Consider the following 17,880-nt stretch of genomic DNA (forward strand, 5'->3'; position numbering starts at 1 on the left):
TGAACGGGGTCGATTCTGCTCTAGGTTTCGGCGATGACGAAAAGCTGGAACATGATCGGGCGACAGAGGCTGGCGGCATCGCTGCTGATGACGGCCTTTGTCGGGCTGACGGGATGCCGGGGCGGGGGACCCGCCGAGAGCATTCAGCCGGTCAGCAGGCTGCCGCTGCCGTTGCAGGCGTATCTGAGCCTGGATACGTATTTTATTGCCCAGGGGATGGTGAAGGGGCGGCTGTCGGATGGACGGCTGATGCATGACCAGGCGCGCGACCTGGTGGCGGCGACCCTCTATGCCCGCCAGTTGGCGGCGCGGAACATGATGCATCCGACGGTGGATGGCCAGAAGCGCGTGCAACTGGCCATCGAGATGGTACTGGACTGCGTGCAGCAGGCAAACAGCGGGTCGACCGCTGCCTGTCTGGCGCCGCCCCCGGTCAGCGGGGCGGCCGGGAGTCCCGCCGCAGACGCTTCTCGCCCAGCAACAGCAGAATCGGCGCCGCGATAAAGATCGAGGACGAGGTTCCGACCACGATCCCGAACAGCATCACCCACGCGAAGCTGGACAGGCTGGCCCCGAACAGGGCCAGCGGCAGGGCCGCCAGGAACACGGTGGTGGATGTGCCCAGCGTGCGGCTGAGGGTCTCGTTGATCGACAGGTCGATCAGTTCGGCCAGCGGCATGGTGCGGTATTTGCGCAGGTTCTCGCGCACCCGGTCATAGACCACCACCTTGTCGTTGGTGGAGTAGCCCAGGATCGTGAGGATGGCCGCGACCATCACCAGGTCGAACTCGAAATGGGTGATGACCAGGAAGCCGACGGTCTTGGTCAGGTCGAGGATCAGGGTGATGACGGCGCTGACCGCGAACTCCCACTCGAAGCGGAACCAGATATAGCCCAGGATCATCAGCAGGCTGATGCCCAGCGCCAGCATGCCGTCGCGGAACAGTTCGGCCGAGACCGAGGCGCCGACCGCATCGGCGCGCAGGACCTGCGCGCCCGGCAGGGTGGCGACCGCGTGGCGGACCGAATCGACCAGTGCCTGGGTGCGGGCTTCGTGATCGGCGCTGCTGGCCGGGGGGGCGTCGAGGCGGATCAGCACGTCGTCGGGGGCGCCGAAGGACTGCACGCCGGCGGCCTCGACATGCTGGGTGGCCAGCGCCGCGCGGACCTGTCCGAAATCGGCCGGACCCTGGGTGCGGACCTCGACGACGATGCCGCCGCGGAAATCCAGCCCGAGTGTCAGGCCGGGATGGAGGAACAGGATCACGGACGCGATCGACAGCACCGCCGAGGTGGCGAGGCCCATGAAGCGGCCGCGCATGAAGTTGATTTTTGTGCCGTTGGGCACGAAGCGCAGGAGGGGGCGAGAGAACATGGTGATGCGCCTCAGACCGGCAGGACAGTGGGACGGGTGCGGGCGTACCAGCGTACCATCAGCATCCGCGACAGCAGCAGCGTGGTGAACAGCGTCGTGACGATGCCGATCATGATCGTCAGGGCGAAGTTCTGCACCGGGCCGGTACCGAAGGCGAACAGCATGATATGCGCCAGCAGGGCGGTCGCGTTGCTGTCCAGGATGGTGGAGGTCGCGCGCTCGAAGCCGGCCTGCATCGCTGCCAGTGGCGTGCGGCCGCGCGCGATTTCCTCGCGGATGCGTTCGTTGATCAGGATGTTCGCATCCACCGCCATGCCAAGGGTCAGCAGCATGCCGGCCATGCCGGGCAGGGTCAGCGTGGCTTGGAACAGCGACAGGATGGCGACCATCAGCACCAGGTTGGCCAGCAGGGCGACATTCGCGTACCAGCCGAAGCGGCCATAGAACAGCGCCATGAAGACGATCACGAGGGCGAAGCCGACGCCCAGGCTGATCATGCCCGCGCGGATCGAGTCCGCACCCAGCGACGGGCCGATGGTGCGCTGTTCGATGACCGAGAGGGGGGCGGGCAGGGCGCCGGCGCGCAGCAGCAGGGCGAGGTCGGTGGCGGACTGGGCGGTGAACCCGCCGCTGATCTGGCCGTTGCCGCCGGTGATGGCGCTGCGGATGACCGGGGCCTGCACCACCTTGTTGTCGAGCACGATGGCGAAGCGGCGGCCGACATTGGCCTGCGTGGTGGCGGCGAAGGCGCGTGCGCCGATGGAGTCGAAGGTGAAATCGACGGCCCATTCGCCGGTCTGCTGGTCGATGGCGGCGGAGGCGTTGGTCAGGTCCGAGCCATCGACATCGACATGATCGGCGACCGGCAGTTTCTGGTCGGGCGCGTTCATCATCGGCAGCAGGCTGACGCCGGGACCGGGTGCCGCGGAGCCGAGCGCGCTGTCCTGCACCATGTGGAAAGTCATCTTGGCGGTGGTGCCGAGCAGGTGCTTGACGCGCTCCGGATCGCTGATGCCGGGCAGTTCGACCACGATACGGTCGTCGCCCTGGCGGGTGATCTCGGGATCGACGGCGCCGGTCGCGTCGATGCGACGGCGCACGATTTCGATCGACTGGGTGACGGCGTCGGTCGCGCGCAGGCGCATGGCCTCGGGCGACAGGGTGACGGCGATGCTGCCGTCGGGCCGCTGGGCGACCGCGAACTCATTGGGCACCGCCATGGGCATGGCGCGCAGGGCCTTGAGGTCCGCTTCGGTCTCGGAAGGGCTGCGCGGGGTGAAGGTCACGGTGCCGGCGTGCGCGTCGGTTGCGACGTCGCGATAGCCCAGGCCGGCACCGAGCAGCGCCTGGCGGGTGCCGTCGGCCAGCGTGCGCAGGCGGTCGGCGGTGACGCTGTTCATGTCCACCTGCATCAGCAGGTAGGAACCGCCTCGCAGGTCGAGCCCCAGGTGGATCTGGCGCCACGGCACCGTCGGCGCGGGCTGGCGCAGGGCATTGGGGAGGCAGAGCAGCACCCCCAGGAAGCAAACGGCGAGGACCGAGGCCAATTTGAGCCGGCTGTAATACATCATGACTGAAAAGGGTGCTCCTTACGCTCGGCCCGGCCGGCTCCCTGTTCGCGTGTCGATGCCGGCGCATGGCCGGCGACGCGGGAACATGCCGGGCCGGCGCGCCGGATGCAACCGCCCGAACGGCCTCCGCCGCACGAATCCTTCTGTTTCGTAGGCGTATTCGTCAGAACAGGGAGAGTTGCGGCTCAGGAGGCGGTGGGGGTGGAGCGAAGCGCGTGCAGTCCAGCGGCTGCCCGCGTGTGAGCCCCAGTGCCCGGCGGGCGCGGGCGAAACGCTGGGCCAGCAGGTCGGCATGCACCCCCTGGCCCCGGCCGCGCCGGCCGAAGGTCGAATCGTTCAGCTTGCCGCCCCGTACCGCGCGGATGCGGTGCAGGACGTGGCGTGCGCGGTCGGGGTAGTGCTGTGCCAGCCAGTCCTCGAACAGGGGCGCGACCTCAGCGGCAGGCGCAGCAGCGCGTAGCCGGCATCGCAGGCGCCGGCCCTGGCGGCGGCGGCGAGAATCGCTTCCAGTTCGTGGTCGTTCAAGGCCGGGATCATCGGTGCGGCCAGGACGCCGGCGGGGATGCCGGCGGCAGCCAGGGCCGATATGGCGTCGAGCCGCCGGGCCGGGGTCGAGGCCCGGGGCTCCATCCTGCGGGCCAGTTCGGTATCAAGCGTCGTGACCGACAGGCTGACGCGCACCAGGTTGCGTGTGGCCAGCGTGGCGAGAAGGTCGAGGTCGCGCAGGATGCCGGCCGATTTGGTGACGATGGTGACCGGATGGGAAAATCGGTCCAGCACTTCCAGGATGGCCCGGGTCAGGCCCATCTGCCGTTCGACCGGCTGGTAAGGGTCGGTGTTGGTGCCGAGCGCGATCGGGCGGACCCGGTAGGCATGATGGCGGAGTTCCCGCTCCAGCAGGCGGGCGGCATCCGGCTTGCAGGTAAGGCGGGTTTCGAAATCCAGCCCCGGCGACAGGCCGATCCAGGCGTGGGTGGGACGGGCGAAGCAATAGATGCAGCCATGTTCGCACCCGCGATAGGCATTGATGGAGCGGTCGAAGCCCAGATCCGGGCTGTCGTTGCGGGTGATGATGGTGCGTGCCGGCTCGAATGTCAGTTCGGTGCGGGATGTGGCGTTGTCTTCGGCAAGGCTGTCCCAGCCGTCATCGACCGGTGACGAGTGATGGCGGGCGAAACGGTCGGGTGGCGAGAGGGTGGCCCCACGTCCATGGCGGATACCGGCCAGGCTGGACGACTCGCCGGACAGCGTGCGCGAGGCGGCGCGGGTCGGCTGTCCGGAGCCGATGCGGATGGGGGATGGGTTGGACATGGCGGGCTCCCGGGGCGCCCGTTGTGGGCGAACTGCATGATCGCAGACCGTCCTGCTGCCATCAAGAACAAAAAGAGAACAAACGATCCGGCATCGGGTGCTTGCGGCCGCTGCCTATGGCCGAGCGGGCGTGCGTGCTCTAACCCTTCGTCATCCTGGATGCGGAGAGGACACGATGGCGGGGCTGTTCGGTGGCGGAGCGAAGCGGGGTGAGATGGCGCGGCAATTGCGCGTGGGTGTCATCGGCGCCGGTCATTTCGGACGGTTTCATGCGCTGAAGGTCGCCGCATCGCCGCGCGAATCCCTGGTGGGCATTCATGACCCGGACCTGGCGCGGGCCGCCGCCGTGGGGGCCGAGGCGGGCGGGGCGCCGGCACTGGCCCTGGACGACCTGCTGGCGCGGTGCGAGGCGGTGGTGATCGCGGCGCCGGCCGAACATCATTTCGCACTGGCCGACCGCGCGTTGCGGGCCGGCCGGCATGTGCTGGTGGAAAAGCCGATTGCCTCGACGCTGGAGCAGGCCGACCGGCTGGCGGCGCTGGCCGTGGAGACGGGACTGGTGCTTCAGGTGGGGCATCTGCTGCGCTATTCGGCCGAGCATCACGCCATTACCGGGCGGATTACGCGCCCGCTCTATATCGAGGCGACGCGCATCGCCCCCTTCAAGCCGCGCGGCACCGATGTCTCGGTGATTCTGGACCTGATGATCCATGATCTGGATCTGGTGCTGGCGATCGTGGACAGCGAGATCGTGGATGTCGATGCGCTGGGCGCGGCGGTGAGTTCGCAGCACGAGGATATCGCCAACGCCCGTGTCCGTTTTGCCAACGGGTGTGTGGCGACCATCACCGCCAGCCGGATTTCGCTGAAGACCGAGAGGCGGATGCGGCTCTTCTCCGAGGAAGGTTATCTTTCGGCCGATTTCGTGAAGCGCGAACTGACGATGATCGGGCGGGAGAAGGGGTTGCCGTTGCCGGGCACCGGCGGCTTCCGGCGGGAGGTCGTGAGTTGGGACGACCATGACACGCTGGCGGCCGAGCATGTGGCCTTTGCCGCCGCGTGCCTGGATGGCGCGCCCGTTCTGGTGGATGCCCAGGCGGGCCGGCGTGCGCTGGCGGCCGCGCTGGCGGTAACGGACAGTATCACGGCGGTGCGTGCGCTGTGGGAGGCGTCCGGGCTGGTCAGCCCCGGCTGACGGACGGTCAGTGGGGCAGGGTCTCGATCCTTGCCGCCATGATGAAATCGTTGCGGTGCAGGCCGCCGATACTGTGGGTTTGCAGCTTCAGGCGCACATAGCCCCAGCCGAAGGCGATGTCCGGATGGTGGTCGGCGGCTTCGGCCAGGGCGGCGATCCGTTCGACCAGCGCGTAGGCACCTGCGAAATCGGGCAGGACGCAGGAGCGCAGCAGCGTCGTTCCGTCAGGGGACAGGGTCCATTTGGGGATCTGGGTCAGCAGGTTTTCGGATTCGGCGCGCGTCAGGGCCGGCGTGTTGCGGGGGCACGGAACGATGACTTCGCGGGCGAGGGCTGTGGTGGCGGAGAGGGGCATGGCTTGGTTCCTTCAGCCGGTCGTCTCTTCCATGCGGCCGGGGCGCGCGCCACGCGCGGCGCGGGTCAGGATGAACCCAGCGATTCGCGCAGCATTTCCAGTTCCAGCCAACGTTCTTCTGCCGCCGTCAGTTCGGCTTCGGCGTGGTCCAGTTTTTCCGTCGTTGCGGTGAAGGCCGCCGGATCGCGGGCGTAGAGGCCGCCATCCGACAGGATCGTCCGCAACTGGCCGATCTTTTCCTCCAGGGTCGCGATCTGGCCGGGCAGGCGGTCCAGTGCGTGCTGGTCCTTGTAGGAGAGTTTGCGGGCCGGGCCTTTTTCCGACCGTTTCTGCGCCGCGGGCGGTGCGCCTGCCTCGGGGCGCCGGTCGCGGCCCGCCGGGGCCATGCCGCCGCGCTGGGCCAGCATGTCGCTGTAGCCGCCCGCATATTCAACCCATCGTCCGGCGCCTTCCGCCAGCAGCACCGAGGTGGCCACCCTGTCGAGGAAGTCGCGATCGTGGCTGACCAGCAGCACGGTGCCGGCGTAGGCGTCCAGCATCTCCTGCAACAGGTCGAGAGTTTCCAGGTCCAGGTCGTTGGTCGGTTCGTCCAGCACCAGCAGGTTGGAGGGGCGGGCGAGGGCGCAGGCCAGCATCAGCCGGCCGCGTTCGCCGCCCGACAGCGCGCTGACGGGGGTGCGCGCCTGTTCCGGGCGGAACAGGAAATCCTTCATGTAGCCGATGACGTGGCGCTTCTCGCTGCCGACCTGGACCATGTCGCCGCCGCCACCGGTGAGGGTATCGGCCAGGGTGGTGGCAGGGTTGAGCGTGCGGCGCTGCTGGTCGAGGGTGACGACCGACAAGGCGGTGCCGACGCGGATTTCGCCGGAATCGGGCTGGTCCAGGCCCGTCAGCAGCCGCAGCAGGGTGCTCTTGCCCGCGCCGTTGGCGCCGACGATGCCCAGCCGGTCGCCGCGCAGCACCCGCAGGTCCAGCCCGTCGATGACCGTGCGGGAGCCGTAGGCCTTGTGGATGCCCTCGGCCACCGCGACCAGCTTGCCGGACAGGCCGTCTTCGCTGGCTTGCATCCTGATGCCGACGGGCGCGCGCACGGCTTCGCGCCGGGCCTGGCGCAGGGCCGCGAGTTCACCGACCCGGCGGACGTTGCGCTTGCGCCGGGCGGTGACGCCGTAGCGCATCCAGTCTTCTTCGCGTGCGATCTGGCGGTCCAGCTTGTGGGCGTCGCGCTCTTCCTGTTCCAGGACCTCTTCGCGCCAGGATTCGAAGCGGCCGAACCCCTGGTCGAGGCGCCGCGTGACGCCGCGATCGAGCCAGACGACGCTGCGGGAGAGGGTTTCCAGCAGGCGGCGGTCATGGCTGATGATGATCATGGCCGATGACAGGGACAGCAATTCGCGTTCCAGCCACTCGATGGTCGGCATGTCGAGATGGTTGGTGGGCTCGTCCAGCAGCAGCAGGTCGGGTTCGGGCGCCAGCGCCCAGGCGAGGGCGCAGCGCCGGGCCTCGCCCCCCGACAGGGTTGCCGGATTTTCCTCGCCCGTCAGGCCCAGTTCGCCCAGCAGCAGGGCCGCGCGATAGTCCGGCCCATCGGGCGGGATGCCGGAACGGACGTATTCCAGCGTGGTGGCGAACCCCGACAGGTCGGGTTCCTGCGGCAGGTAGCGCACGGTGGTGCCGGGCTGGAGGAAACGCGTGCCGCCGTCGGACGCCAGTTCGCCGGCCGCGATGCGCAGCAGGGTGGATTTTCCGCTGCCGTTGCGCCCGACGAGGCAGATCCGTTCGCCGGCCGAGACGCCGAAGCCGGCGCCGTTGAGCAGCGGAGCGCCGCCGAGCGTCAGGGTGATATCCTGAAGAAGAAGGAGAGGAGGCGACATGAGCGGGGTTCTGGACCATGGCAAGGGCCATGCGCAAGGGCCAGCGTAAGGGGAGCCCGCATCGTGCTACCCTCTGGGACCTTTCGAGGCGGGTTTCAGGTGATCCTGGGGCCGCCGGTAACGGCTTGGTAGGTCGCGATGGCCAGCGTCATCGGTTCGAAGGGCTTGGTGATGACGAAGGCGGGTTCGATCGCTTCGCCCGTCAGCAGCCGTTCCGGGTAGGCGGTGACGAAGATGACCGGGGCCATATGGTGACGGAGGATGCTGGCGACCGCGTTCGCGCCGTCGCCGCCCGCGCCGAGATTGATGTCCGCGAGGATCAGGCCGGGTTTCGTCTGGCGCGCGAGTTCCACCGCATCGGCTTCGGTGGCCGCCACGCCGGCGACCTGATGGCCGCACCAGCGGACCAGATCCTCGATATCCATCGCGATGATCGGTTCGTCTTCGATGATCAGGATGGAGGTTTGGGCGACCTTGCGCAGTCCGGCGTGGGCGTGGGCGAGGATTTCGGTGGCCTCGGCCTCCTCGATATCCACGACCCGGGCCGCTTCGGCGGTGGTCAGTTCTTCCAGCGATGTCAGCAGCAGGAGCTTGCGTTCCAGCACGCTCAGGGTTTCGGCATCGGAGGCCGGATTCTGCCGGAACTGGCGCGAGATCCATTGATAGAGACACTGCCGTGCCGGCATCGGTCCGGCTTCCGCAACAGCCAGTCCGCGCAGGCTTTCGGCCACCAGAAGATCGCCGCGTGGCTGACTGCCGGTCAGCGCCCGGGCGTATCGCCTGGCATAGGGAAGGGCCCGGATCAGATCCTGCCGCCGCGAGAGGGGCATTGAACGGTCAACTCCGTGTGGAACAAGAAACATGTTACATTATGGATCATGACAGCGTTAGATTTGTCCGCAAGAGGAACTAGGGGTTAAGGTCGCCATTCGTTCATTGATCGTGTCGTCGTCGTGACATCAGGACGGCGGACGAATGCTTCATCGAATCGCGGTGGGCAGGGATCGGCGTGGACGGGTGGGGGTTCGGGTGGGCAGCAGATGCCGCTCATGGAGCCGCCGCGGGGGTTCATGACGAGATTTTAACGGTGGATTAGGGTTTTCTAAACGCTTCTCACGCCTTCGTCATGATTAAAACACAACCCAGACATTACACTGGTGCGAGTTTTGGCAAGAGAGGACACAGAGCAATGGCCCATAATTTCCATGACCAGGTGATCGCGATCCTCCCGCGCCTGCGTGTTCAGGCGCTGGCTCTGACGCGAAATCGAACGATGGCCGAAGATCTGGTGCAGGATGCCGTCTGCAACGCGCTGGCCGCCCAGGACAGTTTCATCCCCGGCACCAATTTTTCGGCGTGGATGCATCGCATCCTGCGCAATCGCTTCATTTCCGACCTGCGCAAGCGTCGGGAAACCACGGATATCGAGGATATCCCCGCATCGGTGCTGGCCACGACGGCGCCGCATGAGGACCGGCTGGCGCTGAAGGATCTGGCGATGGCGCTGGACCGCCTGCCCGAAGACCAGCGCGAGGCGCTGATCATGGTGGTGCTGCATGGCATGAGCTACGAGCATCTGGCCGAGGCGACCGGATGCGCGGTCGGCACGGCCAAGAGCCGGGTCTTCCGTGCCCGCCGCCAGTTGGAAAGCTGGATGATCGGCGAAGAGCATGATTCGCCGCAGATCAAGGCGCGGGTGGCGCGTATGCGCAGCCTGCTGGCGGCGAAGACGGGAACGCGCAAGGACGAAGTGGCACGTTCCTGACCCATCCCCGGCAACCCTTCGCTTCCCAGGCGGTTATTTCCTGAGTCGGACGGCTGGACGGTAGGTCACGGGCTGTTTTACTGTCCGCCGACATCGACATGTTCGGGATGCGGGTTTCAGTAGGGTGGGCGGGGTATTTCGTGGATCTCAGGGATCATCAATGACGTCCCGCAAGGATTCCCGTCCGAGGCGGCCGTCGAAAAGCAGCGAGACCACCCAGCGAGATGATCCGTTCGAGCTATGGCTCAAGCGCGGGCTTCATGAGCTGTTCGATGGAGTCGCATCGGAGCCACTTCCCGAGGAGCTGCTGCGTCTGATCGAGGAAGACCGCAAGACCAGGGGCTAGATGGGCAAGGGTGGCGGCCGGAACAGGCCGAGGCGTGGCGCGCCATATGGTGGGTGGCTTTTTCGGCTGTTCGGGACCGTCAGCGCACGGATGATCGTGATCATCCTGTGCGCGGCCGGCCCTATGGCCATGATCGCGAGCCTTCAGGCATGGAACAGCTATCGCCATACGCTGGAGGCGCCGGCGTTCCGGGCGGATATGGCGGTCAGCCGGATCGATCTGGAAGTGCGGCACGATGTCGATCATATCGGCGCCCTGTTGTCTTCGATCAGCCGCATGTCGCTGGACGAAGACGGGTTTGTGCGGACCTTCCAGATGGCCCGGTCGCTGACCGGTGAGTTCTATCGCCTGGCGTTGCTGGATGATCACGGGCGGGTACTGGTCGGGGTCAACGGGAACAGGGTGCCGCATCTTCCGACCCAGGTGCCTTACGACGACCTGCCACGTTTCAGCGGTGACGTGCGGGTGGTGCCGCTCGATATCCCGGCGCAGAATGCAGGCCGGCACTCCTATATTCGTGTGACGCTGTCCACGCCGATTTCCGATTCTTCGGGCACGGTACGATCCGGCTTTCTGACCGCTGTCATGCCTGTGGTCTGGAGCCGCCATCACCTTCAGATCGGTGATCCCCGGCTGGATTTCATGCAGAAAAACGGGGCGATCGACGCCTGGATCGTCGGTCGTGATCTGACGCTTTCGCCTTTATGCGATGATTGTGCCTCTCCGGGGCCGCCGCCTGCCGAGGTGCAGCGCTGGATCGGGGCCATGACGTCCGTTCAGCGTGAGGTCCGGCAGACCATGAGTGTGGGAGATGCCGCCTTCGCATTCGGCCCGATCGAGGGCGGGGTGGCGGCATTGACGATGACCCGGCGCAATCCGGCTGAAACCCATGCGCTGGTGATGTTCGTGATCTGGCTCTTTGTCATCGTGGGGCTGCTGGGATGCTGCCTGACGATCGTGACCCAGGGTGCGAATGCGCTGCTGATCGCGCCCGTGCGCCAACTGACCGGTTCGGTCGAGCGGTGGCAGGCGGATGGCGGCGTATTCGATGCGCAGGCGAGCTGGGTGATGCCGATCGAGATCCGGCAACTGGCGCGGGCCTTCACGCAGGCGACCCGCAGCCTGGCCCGCGACGAGCGACGGCTGGCGCGGGCGGCGGTCAGGCAGGAATTGCTGCTGAAAGAGATGCATCATCGGGTCAAGAACAACCTGCAGATCGTCGCCTCGCTTCTGAACCTCCAGGCCAACCGTATCCGGCAGGCCGAAGCGCGCCAGGAGTTCGCGCAGGCGCGCGACCGGGTACGGGCATTGGCGACCCTGCATCGCTATCTGTATGCCGAAGGCGAATTGTTCAGCATGAACATGGAGCATTTCGTCACCGAACTGTGTGAACAGATCATGCAGGCGGCGGGGTATGCGGGGGGCGGGCGGTTGGCCCTGTCGGTTCAGGCGGCGACGCTGGAACTGGAGCCCGACCAGGCGGTGCCGCTGGCGCTGATCATTACCGAGATCGTTAGTAATGCCATCAAGCATGCCTTTGCCGACGGGCGGAGCGGCACCATTTCCGTCACGCTGGAGCGGGTGGAACCAAGGCAGGCGCGGCTGGATATCGCCGATGACGGGATCGGGCTGGCCGGTGGATACCAGCAGGCCAAGGAGGAGCGAAGCGGGATCGGCATGCAATTGATCCGCGGTTTTGCGCGGCAGTTGGGTGGCAAGCTGGAGATTATCGAGGAGGAGGGGACGCGCTATATCCTTCTGTTCCCTCTGAAAGAGGACGAATCGGGCGATCTTGCCCGCTGAATCCGCATGGCGGGTGGCCGGATGGCGGGGCGATTCACGATCGGGAATGGGTGTCCCTGGCGGGGCGCTTCGATTATAGGTCGCGGTCATGAGCGGTGACAAAATGGTGATGCGCGCCTGGACACGGGCGCAATCGCGCCTGGGGCGCCGGCAGGCGATGCCCGTCATGGCCTGCGGCTTGCTGGCGGGGCTGGTGGCCGTCGGCCAGGCATGGTGCGTGGCGGCGGTTCTGGCGCGGGGACTGATCGGGTCTGGCACGGCCGCGTGGCCGGGCGCCGGGCTGCTGCTGGCCGCGTTGGCCGGCCTGGCCGTGCTGCGTGCCCTGATCATGGCCGGAGGTGACATCTCTGCCGCCCGGGCCGGGCGGGGGGGGCGGCGACGGCTGCGCGATGAGGTGCTGGGCGCTATCCTGCGCGGCGGGCCGGCCCTGCTGCGGCGGCGGCACAGCGCGGAACTGACGGCGCTGGCAGTCGACAGGATCGAGGCGTTGGACGGGTTCTTCGCGCGCTGGATTCCGGCGTCGGTGCTCTGGATCGCGGTTCCGGGGTTGATCGCGACCCTGGCCGCGCTGGTGCAGCCGGGTGCGGCGGTGATCATGATCGTGTGCGGACTGGCCGTGCCGGTGGGGCAGGCCGTCTTCGGCATCGGCGCGGCCGTGGCGTCGCGTAACCAGTTTCTGGCCATGACCCGGTTGCAGGCCCGGTTTCTCGACCGGGTGCGTGGTATTGCCACCATCGTCCTGCTGAACCGTACCGACGACGAGGCCGGACGACTGGCCACCGCCGCCGACGAACTGCGCCGCCGGACCATGAAGATCCTGCGGGTGGCGTTTCTGTCCTCGGCCTCGATCGACTGCGCGATGGTGGTGGCGCTGGTGCTGATCGTGGTGCGGGATGGCACCACGCTTGAGGTGCTGCGGCATGGGGGCGCATCGGCCCCGCTTGCCGACGCGGCGGCGCGCAGCCTGTTCGTGCTGCTGCTGGTGCCGGAATTCTTCGCGCCCCTGCGTGCGCTGGCCCTGGCCTACCAGGATCGTGCCCATGCGGCCGGTGCGGCGTCCGCCATGGGCGACCTGCCGGAGGGCGTGGCTGCGGCGGTGCCGGCGGGGGGTGTTGTGCCGCAATGCTCCGAAGGCGGGGTGTCGGTGGCGTTCGAGCATGTGACCTTTGCCTGGGATGCCGCGCGCGGGTCGGTGCTGACGGACCTGAGCTTTGCCGTCCGGGCGGGGGAAATCCTGACGCTGGTCGGGCCTTCCGGCGCCGGGAAATCGACGATCATCGAAATGCTGCTGGGGTTTATCGTGCCGGGTAGTGGTCGCGTGCTGGTGGGAGGCGCTGATCTGACTGCCATGGCGCCCGCGACCCAGTCCGGGCTGATGTCGTGGATCGGGCAGAAGCCGGTGTTATTTGCCGGGACGCTGCGCGAGAATATTCTCTTCGCGCGCCCCGATGCTGATGAGGATGCGTTGGGCGCCGCGCTGCGCGCGGCGTCGGTCGATCGGTTTGTCGCGGATCTGCCCCAGGGACTGGACACGCCGATCGGTGAGGGCGGGTTCGGCCTGTCGGGCGGGCAGGCACAGCGCGTGGCGATTGCGCGGGCTTATCTGAAGGATGCGCCGCTGCTGCTGCTGGACGAGCCGACGGCGCATCTGGACCCGGAGACCGAAAGCGAGATCTTTGCCAGCCTGCGTATTCTGGCGCAGGGCCGGACCGTGATCCTGTCCAGCCATGCGGCTGGCGTGCGGGCGTTTGCCGGACCGTGTCTCGACCTGGGGACGCCGCGTTGCCTGGAGCGGGGCGCGGGACGGATGGCGCCCATCGAGGAAGGGCATGTTCATGTCTGATCGCTCCCTTTCCGGTTCGCGGGTCCAGGATCGTGACGGCCTGGCTCCGATTCTGCGGGTTCTGGGCTTGTGGAAGGATCGCGCGCCGCGCCTTGTGGTGGGCGGGTTGCTGTCGCTTCTGGCGTTGGTGGCCGCGCTGGTGCTGATGCGTGGGGCGGGTGCGCGGATGGCCGGGCTGGCTTTCGGCGGCGCGGTGGCCGGGCTGGTGCTGTTGCGTGTAGCAGGTGTGGCGCGCGTGGTGCTGCGGTATGTCGAGCGCCTGGTGACCCATGATGCGATGTTCCGGGCTCTGGCCGATATTCGCGTGTGGTTTTTCCGCCGCCTTGCCGGTGGCGCGGCTGCCGGGCTGGGGTTCCGCCGGGCGGGTGACCTGCTGTCGCGCCTGGTGTCGGATGTCGAGGCGCTGGACGGACTGTATCTGCGGATCATGGTTCCGCTGGCCGGGGCGTGTGTGGTTCTGCCTTTTCTGGTGATGGCGGTTCTGCCGGTCGATCCGGTGCTGGCTGTGATCGTCGGCGGGTTGTTCATGATCGGTGCATTCGTGCTGCCGCTGTTGGCGGCCCTGATGGGACGGCGCGAGGCCGCGATCCTGACGCATCGGCTGGCCGACCTGCGGATTGGTGTGCTGGATCTGGTGACCGGGTTGCGTGAAATCCGCGCCTTTGGGGCCGAAGGGCGCATGTTGGCGCATGCGCAGGCGCGTGATGCCGCGTTGCTGCGGGGGCAGGCGCGGCAGGCGCGACTGCTCGCGATGATGGGCGGGGGGTCCTATCTTTGCGGGCAGGCGGCGGTGCTGGCGGTGCTGGCAGCGATCCTCGGTGTCGGGTTGGGGCCGATCCCGGCGGCGCGTGGGGTGGGGCTGCTGTTCCTTGTGATTGCCGGTTTCGAGAGTGCCGGCGGCCTGACGCGCGCTGGGGCGCTGGCCGGCGGCATCAGTCGCGCGGCGGCGCGGGTGGTCGCGGTCGGCGAGACGGATGGGCCGGTCGTGCCGGTGGGGACCCGGCCGGCGCCTACGGGCACCGATATTCGCTTTGAACAGGTATCGTTCCGCTGGCAGGCGGATCGGGCTGCCGTGTTCGACGGGTTGACGCTGGACATCAGGCAGGGGGCGCGGGTTGCCATCCTGGGGCCTTCCGGGATCGGGAAATCCAGCCTCGCGGCGCTGCTGCTGAAGGTGGCGGCGCCGACAGCGGGGCGGATCATGCTGGGGGGCGAGGATCTGGCGACGCTGGAGAACGGCTCCGTGCGTCAGCGGATGGCGTGGCTGTCGCAGGCGACGCATCTGTTTGCCGATACCATCCGCGCCAACCTTCTGCTGGGCCGGCCGGATGCGACCGAGGCCGATCTGTGGACGGCGCTGGATCGCGCGCAGGTGGGCGATGTGGTGCGTGCGCTGCCTGAGGGGCTGGATGCGTGGCTGGGTGAGGGCGGGGCATCGCTTTCGGGTGGCCAGGGGCGGCGGATCGCGCTGGCGCGCACGCTGCTGTCTGACGCACCGATCCTGATTCTGGACGAGCCGGCGACCGGTCTGGATGCCGAGACCGAGCGTGAATTTCTGACGACGCTTTACGATGTGACGGCCGGTCGCACCGTGATCCTGATCGCGCATCGTCTGGTCGGTGTGGAAAGGCTGGACCGTGTATGGCGTCTGTCGGACGGCAGGGCAGTCGCCGCCGCGGTTTGAAGCGGGGCGCTTTTTCCAGGAACGGGGTTCTGTCCGGAGAGCCGTGCTGGGGAGCGAGAGCGGACCGTGAGGGGCGCGCCCGTCGCGTGTTTTCGAGCATCGCAGCGGAGCGGCCTGATGGCCGCCCGCTGCGAAGCGCGGAAACGCGGATGTGGCACTTGTCGGACGGCTGGGCAGTCGTCGCCGTTTGAAGCAGATCGCTTTTTCAAGGAATGGTGTTTCTGGCCGGAGAGCCGTGCTGGTGAGCGAGAGCGGCCCGTGAGGGCCGCGTCCGTCGTGTGTTTTCGAGCATCGCAGCGGAGCGGCCTTGATGGCCGTGAGCAGCGAAGCGCAGAAAACGCGCGTCGGATCGCCGCCAGCACGGCTCTCCGGCCAGAAACTGTTGACGTGGGGGTGGGGAGGGGGCACCAAGGATTCGTTATCCATATGTCGCTGACTTTCCCGCATTGTTGGCGGCGGATTGATCCGTAAGCCGGTTAAGCAAGGGAACTGCCGATGCGTCGCCTCTCTCTCGTTCTGGGGTTGTGTCTGCTGGCCGGGTGCGCCGATGGACCGTCGCGGAAATATGTCGTGTTCTTCACCCGTGATTCCACGGCGCTGGAAGACCCGGCCCTGTGGGTGGTGCAGCATGCGGCGGAGCAGGCGGCGCATTATCCGCAATCGGTGGTGACGGTTGAAGGCTATGCCTCGGCGCATGGCGACCTGTCGGCTGATGCCCTGCTGGCCATCGACCGGGTGAAGAAGGTTTCGAGCCAGTTGGTGGTTGACGGGGTGCGGGCCGACCGGATTCGGCAGAAGCCGCGTGCGCCTTCGAATGAAGACGGCGCCGTGGGGTCGCGCCGGGTCGAGATCGAGATTGCAGCACCCTGACGCGCCTGTTGCGGACCATATGATGGTGTCGCCCGCTGCCGGCATGACGGCCCCCGAGACGGAGGACTCCCCCCGCGCGATCCTGTCGCGGGTGTTCGGCTTCCCCGATTTCCGCGGCCTCCAGGAAGAGGCGGTGGACGCGGTGATGGCCGGGCGGGATTGCTTGGTGCTGATGCCGACCGGCGGGGGCAAGAGCATCTGCTACCAGGTGCCGGCGCTGGCGCGTCCGGGCACCGGGCTGGTGATCTCGCCGCTGATCGCGCTGATGGACGATCAGGTGGCCGCCCTGCGGCAGGTCGGCGTGAATGCCGGGGCGCTGCATTCGGAACTGGAACCCGACGATGCCGCGCGGGTGCGCGCCGATCTGGCGGCCGGCCGGCTGGATATCCTGTATGTTTCGCCTGAGCGGCTGCTGTCGCCCGGCACGCTGGAGCGGCTGTCGCGGCTGACGATCTCGGTCATTGCGATCGACGAGGCGCATTGCATCTCGGCCTGGGGGCATGAATTCCGGCCGGAATACCGGGCGCTGGCTACGCTGCCCGAGCATTTTCCCGGTGTGCCGCGCATTGCGCTGACGGCGACTGCGGACCCGCGTACGCAGACCGATATCCTCGGTGCGCTGGCGATGCCGGAGGCGCTGGTCCTGCGCGCCAGTTTTCATCGGCCCAACCTGGACATCGCGGTACGGCCGAAGACGTCGGAACTGCGCCAGTTGCTGGAGGTGCTGGGGCGGCATGAGGGTGAGGCCGCGATCGTCTATTGCGGTAGCCGTAACAAGACCGAGCGGGTGGCGCGGTCGCTGGTCGAGCGCGACTGGCCGGCGCTGCCGTTCCATGCCGGGTTGTCGCCGATCGAGAAGCGGGCCGCGTTGGCCCGGTTCCGCTCGGGCGAGCCGGTGGTGATCGTTGCGACCGTTGCCTTCGGGATGGGGATCGACCGGCCCGATGTGCGGACGGTGGTGCATCTGGACATGCCTTCGTCGCCCGAAGCCTATTATCAGCAGATCGGCCGTGCGGGTCGTGATGGCGAGAAATCGGAGACCGTCCTGCTCTATGGCGGGGACGATATCGCGCGGGCCCGGCACTGGCTGGAGCAGTCTGCGGCGCCCGAGGCCCAGAAGCGGATCATGAGCGCCCGGCTGGAGGCGATGATTACCCTGACCGAGACCACGGGGTGCCGCACGCAGGCGCTGCTGGGCTGTTTCGGCGAGACGCTGGCCACGCCGTGCGGGCATTGTGACAATTGCCGCAACCCGGTCGCCTCGTTCGATGGCACGGTCGAGGCGCAGAAGGTTCTGTCGACGATCTATCGCATCGGCCAGAAATTCGGTGCGGTGCATGTGGCGGCGGTGCTGCGGGGCAAAGAGAATGAGATGGGGGCGCGCTACAGCCATGACCGGCTGAGCGTGTTCGGGATCGGCAAGGACAGGCCCGAGCAGTTCTGGCGCGGGGTGATCCGGCAGTTGATCGCGCGCGGGGCCATTCGCGTCACCGGCGATTATAATGCGCTGGCGCTGAACGAAGCGGTGGCGCGTCCGATCCTGCGCGGCGAGGACAAGGTGTTGCTGCGCGACGACCCGGTGGAGGAATTGAAGACGGCGCGTGGTGCGCGGGCCGGGGGCGCCGCGCGGTCGGCCACGGCGCGGCCGGTGGTCAGTCTGCCGCCGGAGGCCGAGGGGCCGTTCGCGGCGCTGCGTGCCTGGCGGCTGGGCGAGGCGCGTGAGCAGGAAATTCCGCCTTATGTGATCTTCCACGACGCGGTGCTGCATGACATCGCGATCGAACGCCCGGAGACGCTGGACGAACTGGGGCGGATCAAGGGCGTGGGTGCGTCGAAGCTGGACCGCTATGGCGACGCCGTCTTGCAGGTTCTGGCCGAGGCGGGCTGA

The 17,880-nt window shown here is 67.5% G+C and carries 16 protein-coding genes; 9 read left to right on the forward strand and 7 right to left on the reverse strand.

Annotation, left to right across the window (positions count from 1 at the left end):
* Nucleotides 1–51 precede the first annotated feature (51 nt).
* Nucleotides 52–504 (forward strand): hypothetical protein, encoded by a 453-nt coding sequence (locus tag C7453_RS07515; protein ID WP_114726914.1) that lies wholly within the window; start codon nucleotides 52–54, stop codon nucleotides 502–504.
* On the opposite strand, the gene secF is transcribed toward C7453_RS07515, so the two are convergent.
* The 4 genes from secF to C7453_RS07530 all read right to left on the reverse strand — a co-directional run bounded on the left by secF (nucleotide 434) and on the right by C7453_RS07530 (nucleotide 4,257).
* Nucleotides 434–1,375 (reverse strand): protein translocase subunit SecF, encoded by a 942-nt coding sequence (gene secF / locus C7453_RS07520; RefSeq protein WP_114726915.1) that lies wholly within the window; start codon nucleotides 1,373–1,375, stop codon nucleotides 434–436. The genes C7453_RS07515 and secF overlap by 71 nt on opposite strands.
* Nucleotides 1,376–1,386: 11 nt before the next feature.
* Entirely contained in the window at nucleotides 1,387–2,946 is a 1,560-nt protein-coding gene (gene secD / locus C7453_RS07525; protein ID WP_114726916.1) for a protein translocase subunit SecD, read from the reverse strand.
* A gap of 163 nt (nucleotides 2,947–3,109) precedes the next feature.
* The gene (locus tag C7453_RS19780) at nucleotides 3,110–3,244 is read right to left on the reverse strand and encodes a hypothetical protein (RefSeq protein WP_375285428.1); all 135 of its coding nucleotides are present in this window, start codon (nucleotides 3,242–3,244) and stop codon (nucleotides 3,110–3,112) included.
* A 38-nt stretch (nucleotides 3,245–3,282) separates the two neighbouring features.
* A complete protein-coding gene (locus C7453_RS07530) occupies nucleotides 3,283–4,257 on the reverse strand; it encodes a PA0069 family radical SAM protein (RefSeq protein WP_375285429.1) in 975 nt (324 codons plus the stop codon).
* 214 nt (nucleotides 4,258–4,471) lie between these two features.
* Between C7453_RS07530 and C7453_RS07535 the strand changes: the two genes are divergently transcribed.
* The gene (locus tag C7453_RS07535; protein WP_174787923.1) at nucleotides 4,472–5,452 is read left to right on the forward strand and encodes a Gfo/Idh/MocA family protein; all 981 of its coding nucleotides are present in this window, start codon (nucleotides 4,472–4,474) and stop codon (nucleotides 5,450–5,452) included.
* A gap of 7 nt (nucleotides 5,453–5,459) precedes the next feature.
* Here the strand turns inward: C7453_RS07535 and C7453_RS07540 are convergent, their stop codons facing one another.
* The 3 genes from C7453_RS07540 to C7453_RS07550 all read right to left on the reverse strand — a co-directional run bounded on the left by C7453_RS07540 (nucleotide 5,460) and on the right by C7453_RS07550 (nucleotide 8,511).
* Nucleotides 5,460–5,807 carry a 4a-hydroxytetrahydrobiopterin dehydratase gene (locus C7453_RS07540; protein ID WP_114726918.1) on the reverse strand — a complete coding sequence of 116 codons (348 nt, stop codon included), beginning with the start codon at nucleotides 5,805–5,807 and terminating at the stop codon, nucleotides 5,460–5,462.
* A 65-nt stretch (nucleotides 5,808–5,872) separates the two neighbouring features.
* The gene (locus C7453_RS07545; protein ID WP_114726919.1) at nucleotides 5,873–7,681 is read right to left on the reverse strand and encodes an ABC-F family ATP-binding cassette domain-containing protein; all 1,809 of its coding nucleotides are present in this window, start codon (nucleotides 7,679–7,681) and stop codon (nucleotides 5,873–5,875) included.
* Between the two features lie 95 nt (nucleotides 7,682–7,776).
* Nucleotides 7,777–8,511 (reverse strand): response regulator, encoded by a 735-nt coding sequence (locus C7453_RS07550; protein ID WP_114726920.1) that lies wholly within the window; start codon nucleotides 8,509–8,511, stop codon nucleotides 7,777–7,779.
* A gap of 359 nt (nucleotides 8,512–8,870) precedes the next feature.
* Between C7453_RS07550 and C7453_RS07555 the strand changes: the two genes are divergently transcribed.
* From C7453_RS07555 to recQ, 7 genes are all read left to right on the forward strand, one after another.
* On the forward strand, nucleotides 8,871–9,446 hold the full coding sequence (locus tag C7453_RS07555) for a sigma-70 family RNA polymerase sigma factor (RefSeq protein WP_114726921.1): 576 nt from the start codon (nucleotides 8,871–8,873) through the stop codon (nucleotides 9,444–9,446).
* A 160-nt stretch (nucleotides 9,447–9,606) separates the two neighbouring features.
* Entirely contained in the window at nucleotides 9,607–9,792 is a 186-nt protein-coding gene (locus C7453_RS07560) for a hypothetical protein (protein WP_114726922.1), read from the forward strand.
* Between the two features lie 90 nt (nucleotides 9,793–9,882).
* Entirely contained in the window at nucleotides 9,883–11,595 is a 1,713-nt protein-coding gene (locus C7453_RS07565) for a sensor histidine kinase (RefSeq protein ID WP_245948911.1), read from the forward strand.
* Nucleotides 11,596–11,683: 88 nt separating this feature from the next.
* A complete protein-coding gene (gene cydD / locus C7453_RS07570) occupies nucleotides 11,684–13,438 on the forward strand; it encodes a thiol reductant ABC exporter subunit CydD (RefSeq protein WP_114726924.1) in 1,755 nt (584 codons plus the stop codon).
* Nucleotides 13,431–15,122, forward strand: a complete 1,692-nt coding sequence (cydC, locus tag C7453_RS07575; protein WP_114726925.1) for a thiol reductant ABC exporter subunit CydC — start codon at nucleotides 13,431–13,433, stop codon at nucleotides 15,120–15,122. The genes cydD and cydC overlap by 8 nt, the downstream gene beginning before the upstream one ends.
* A gap of 495 nt (nucleotides 15,123–15,617) precedes the next feature.
* Nucleotides 15,618–15,992, forward strand: a complete 375-nt coding sequence (locus C7453_RS07580) for an OmpA family protein (RefSeq protein WP_114726926.1) — start codon at nucleotides 15,618–15,620, stop codon at nucleotides 15,990–15,992.
* A gap of 22 nt (nucleotides 15,993–16,014) precedes the next feature.
* A complete protein-coding gene (gene recQ, locus C7453_RS07585; protein WP_371858460.1) occupies nucleotides 16,015–17,880 on the forward strand; it encodes a DNA helicase RecQ in 1,866 nt (621 codons plus the stop codon).

It is taken from the genome of Gluconacetobacter liquefaciens (genome assembly GCF_003350405.1).
Lineage (GTDB): Bacteria > Pseudomonadota > Alphaproteobacteria > Acetobacterales > Acetobacteraceae > Gluconacetobacter > Gluconacetobacter liquefaciens.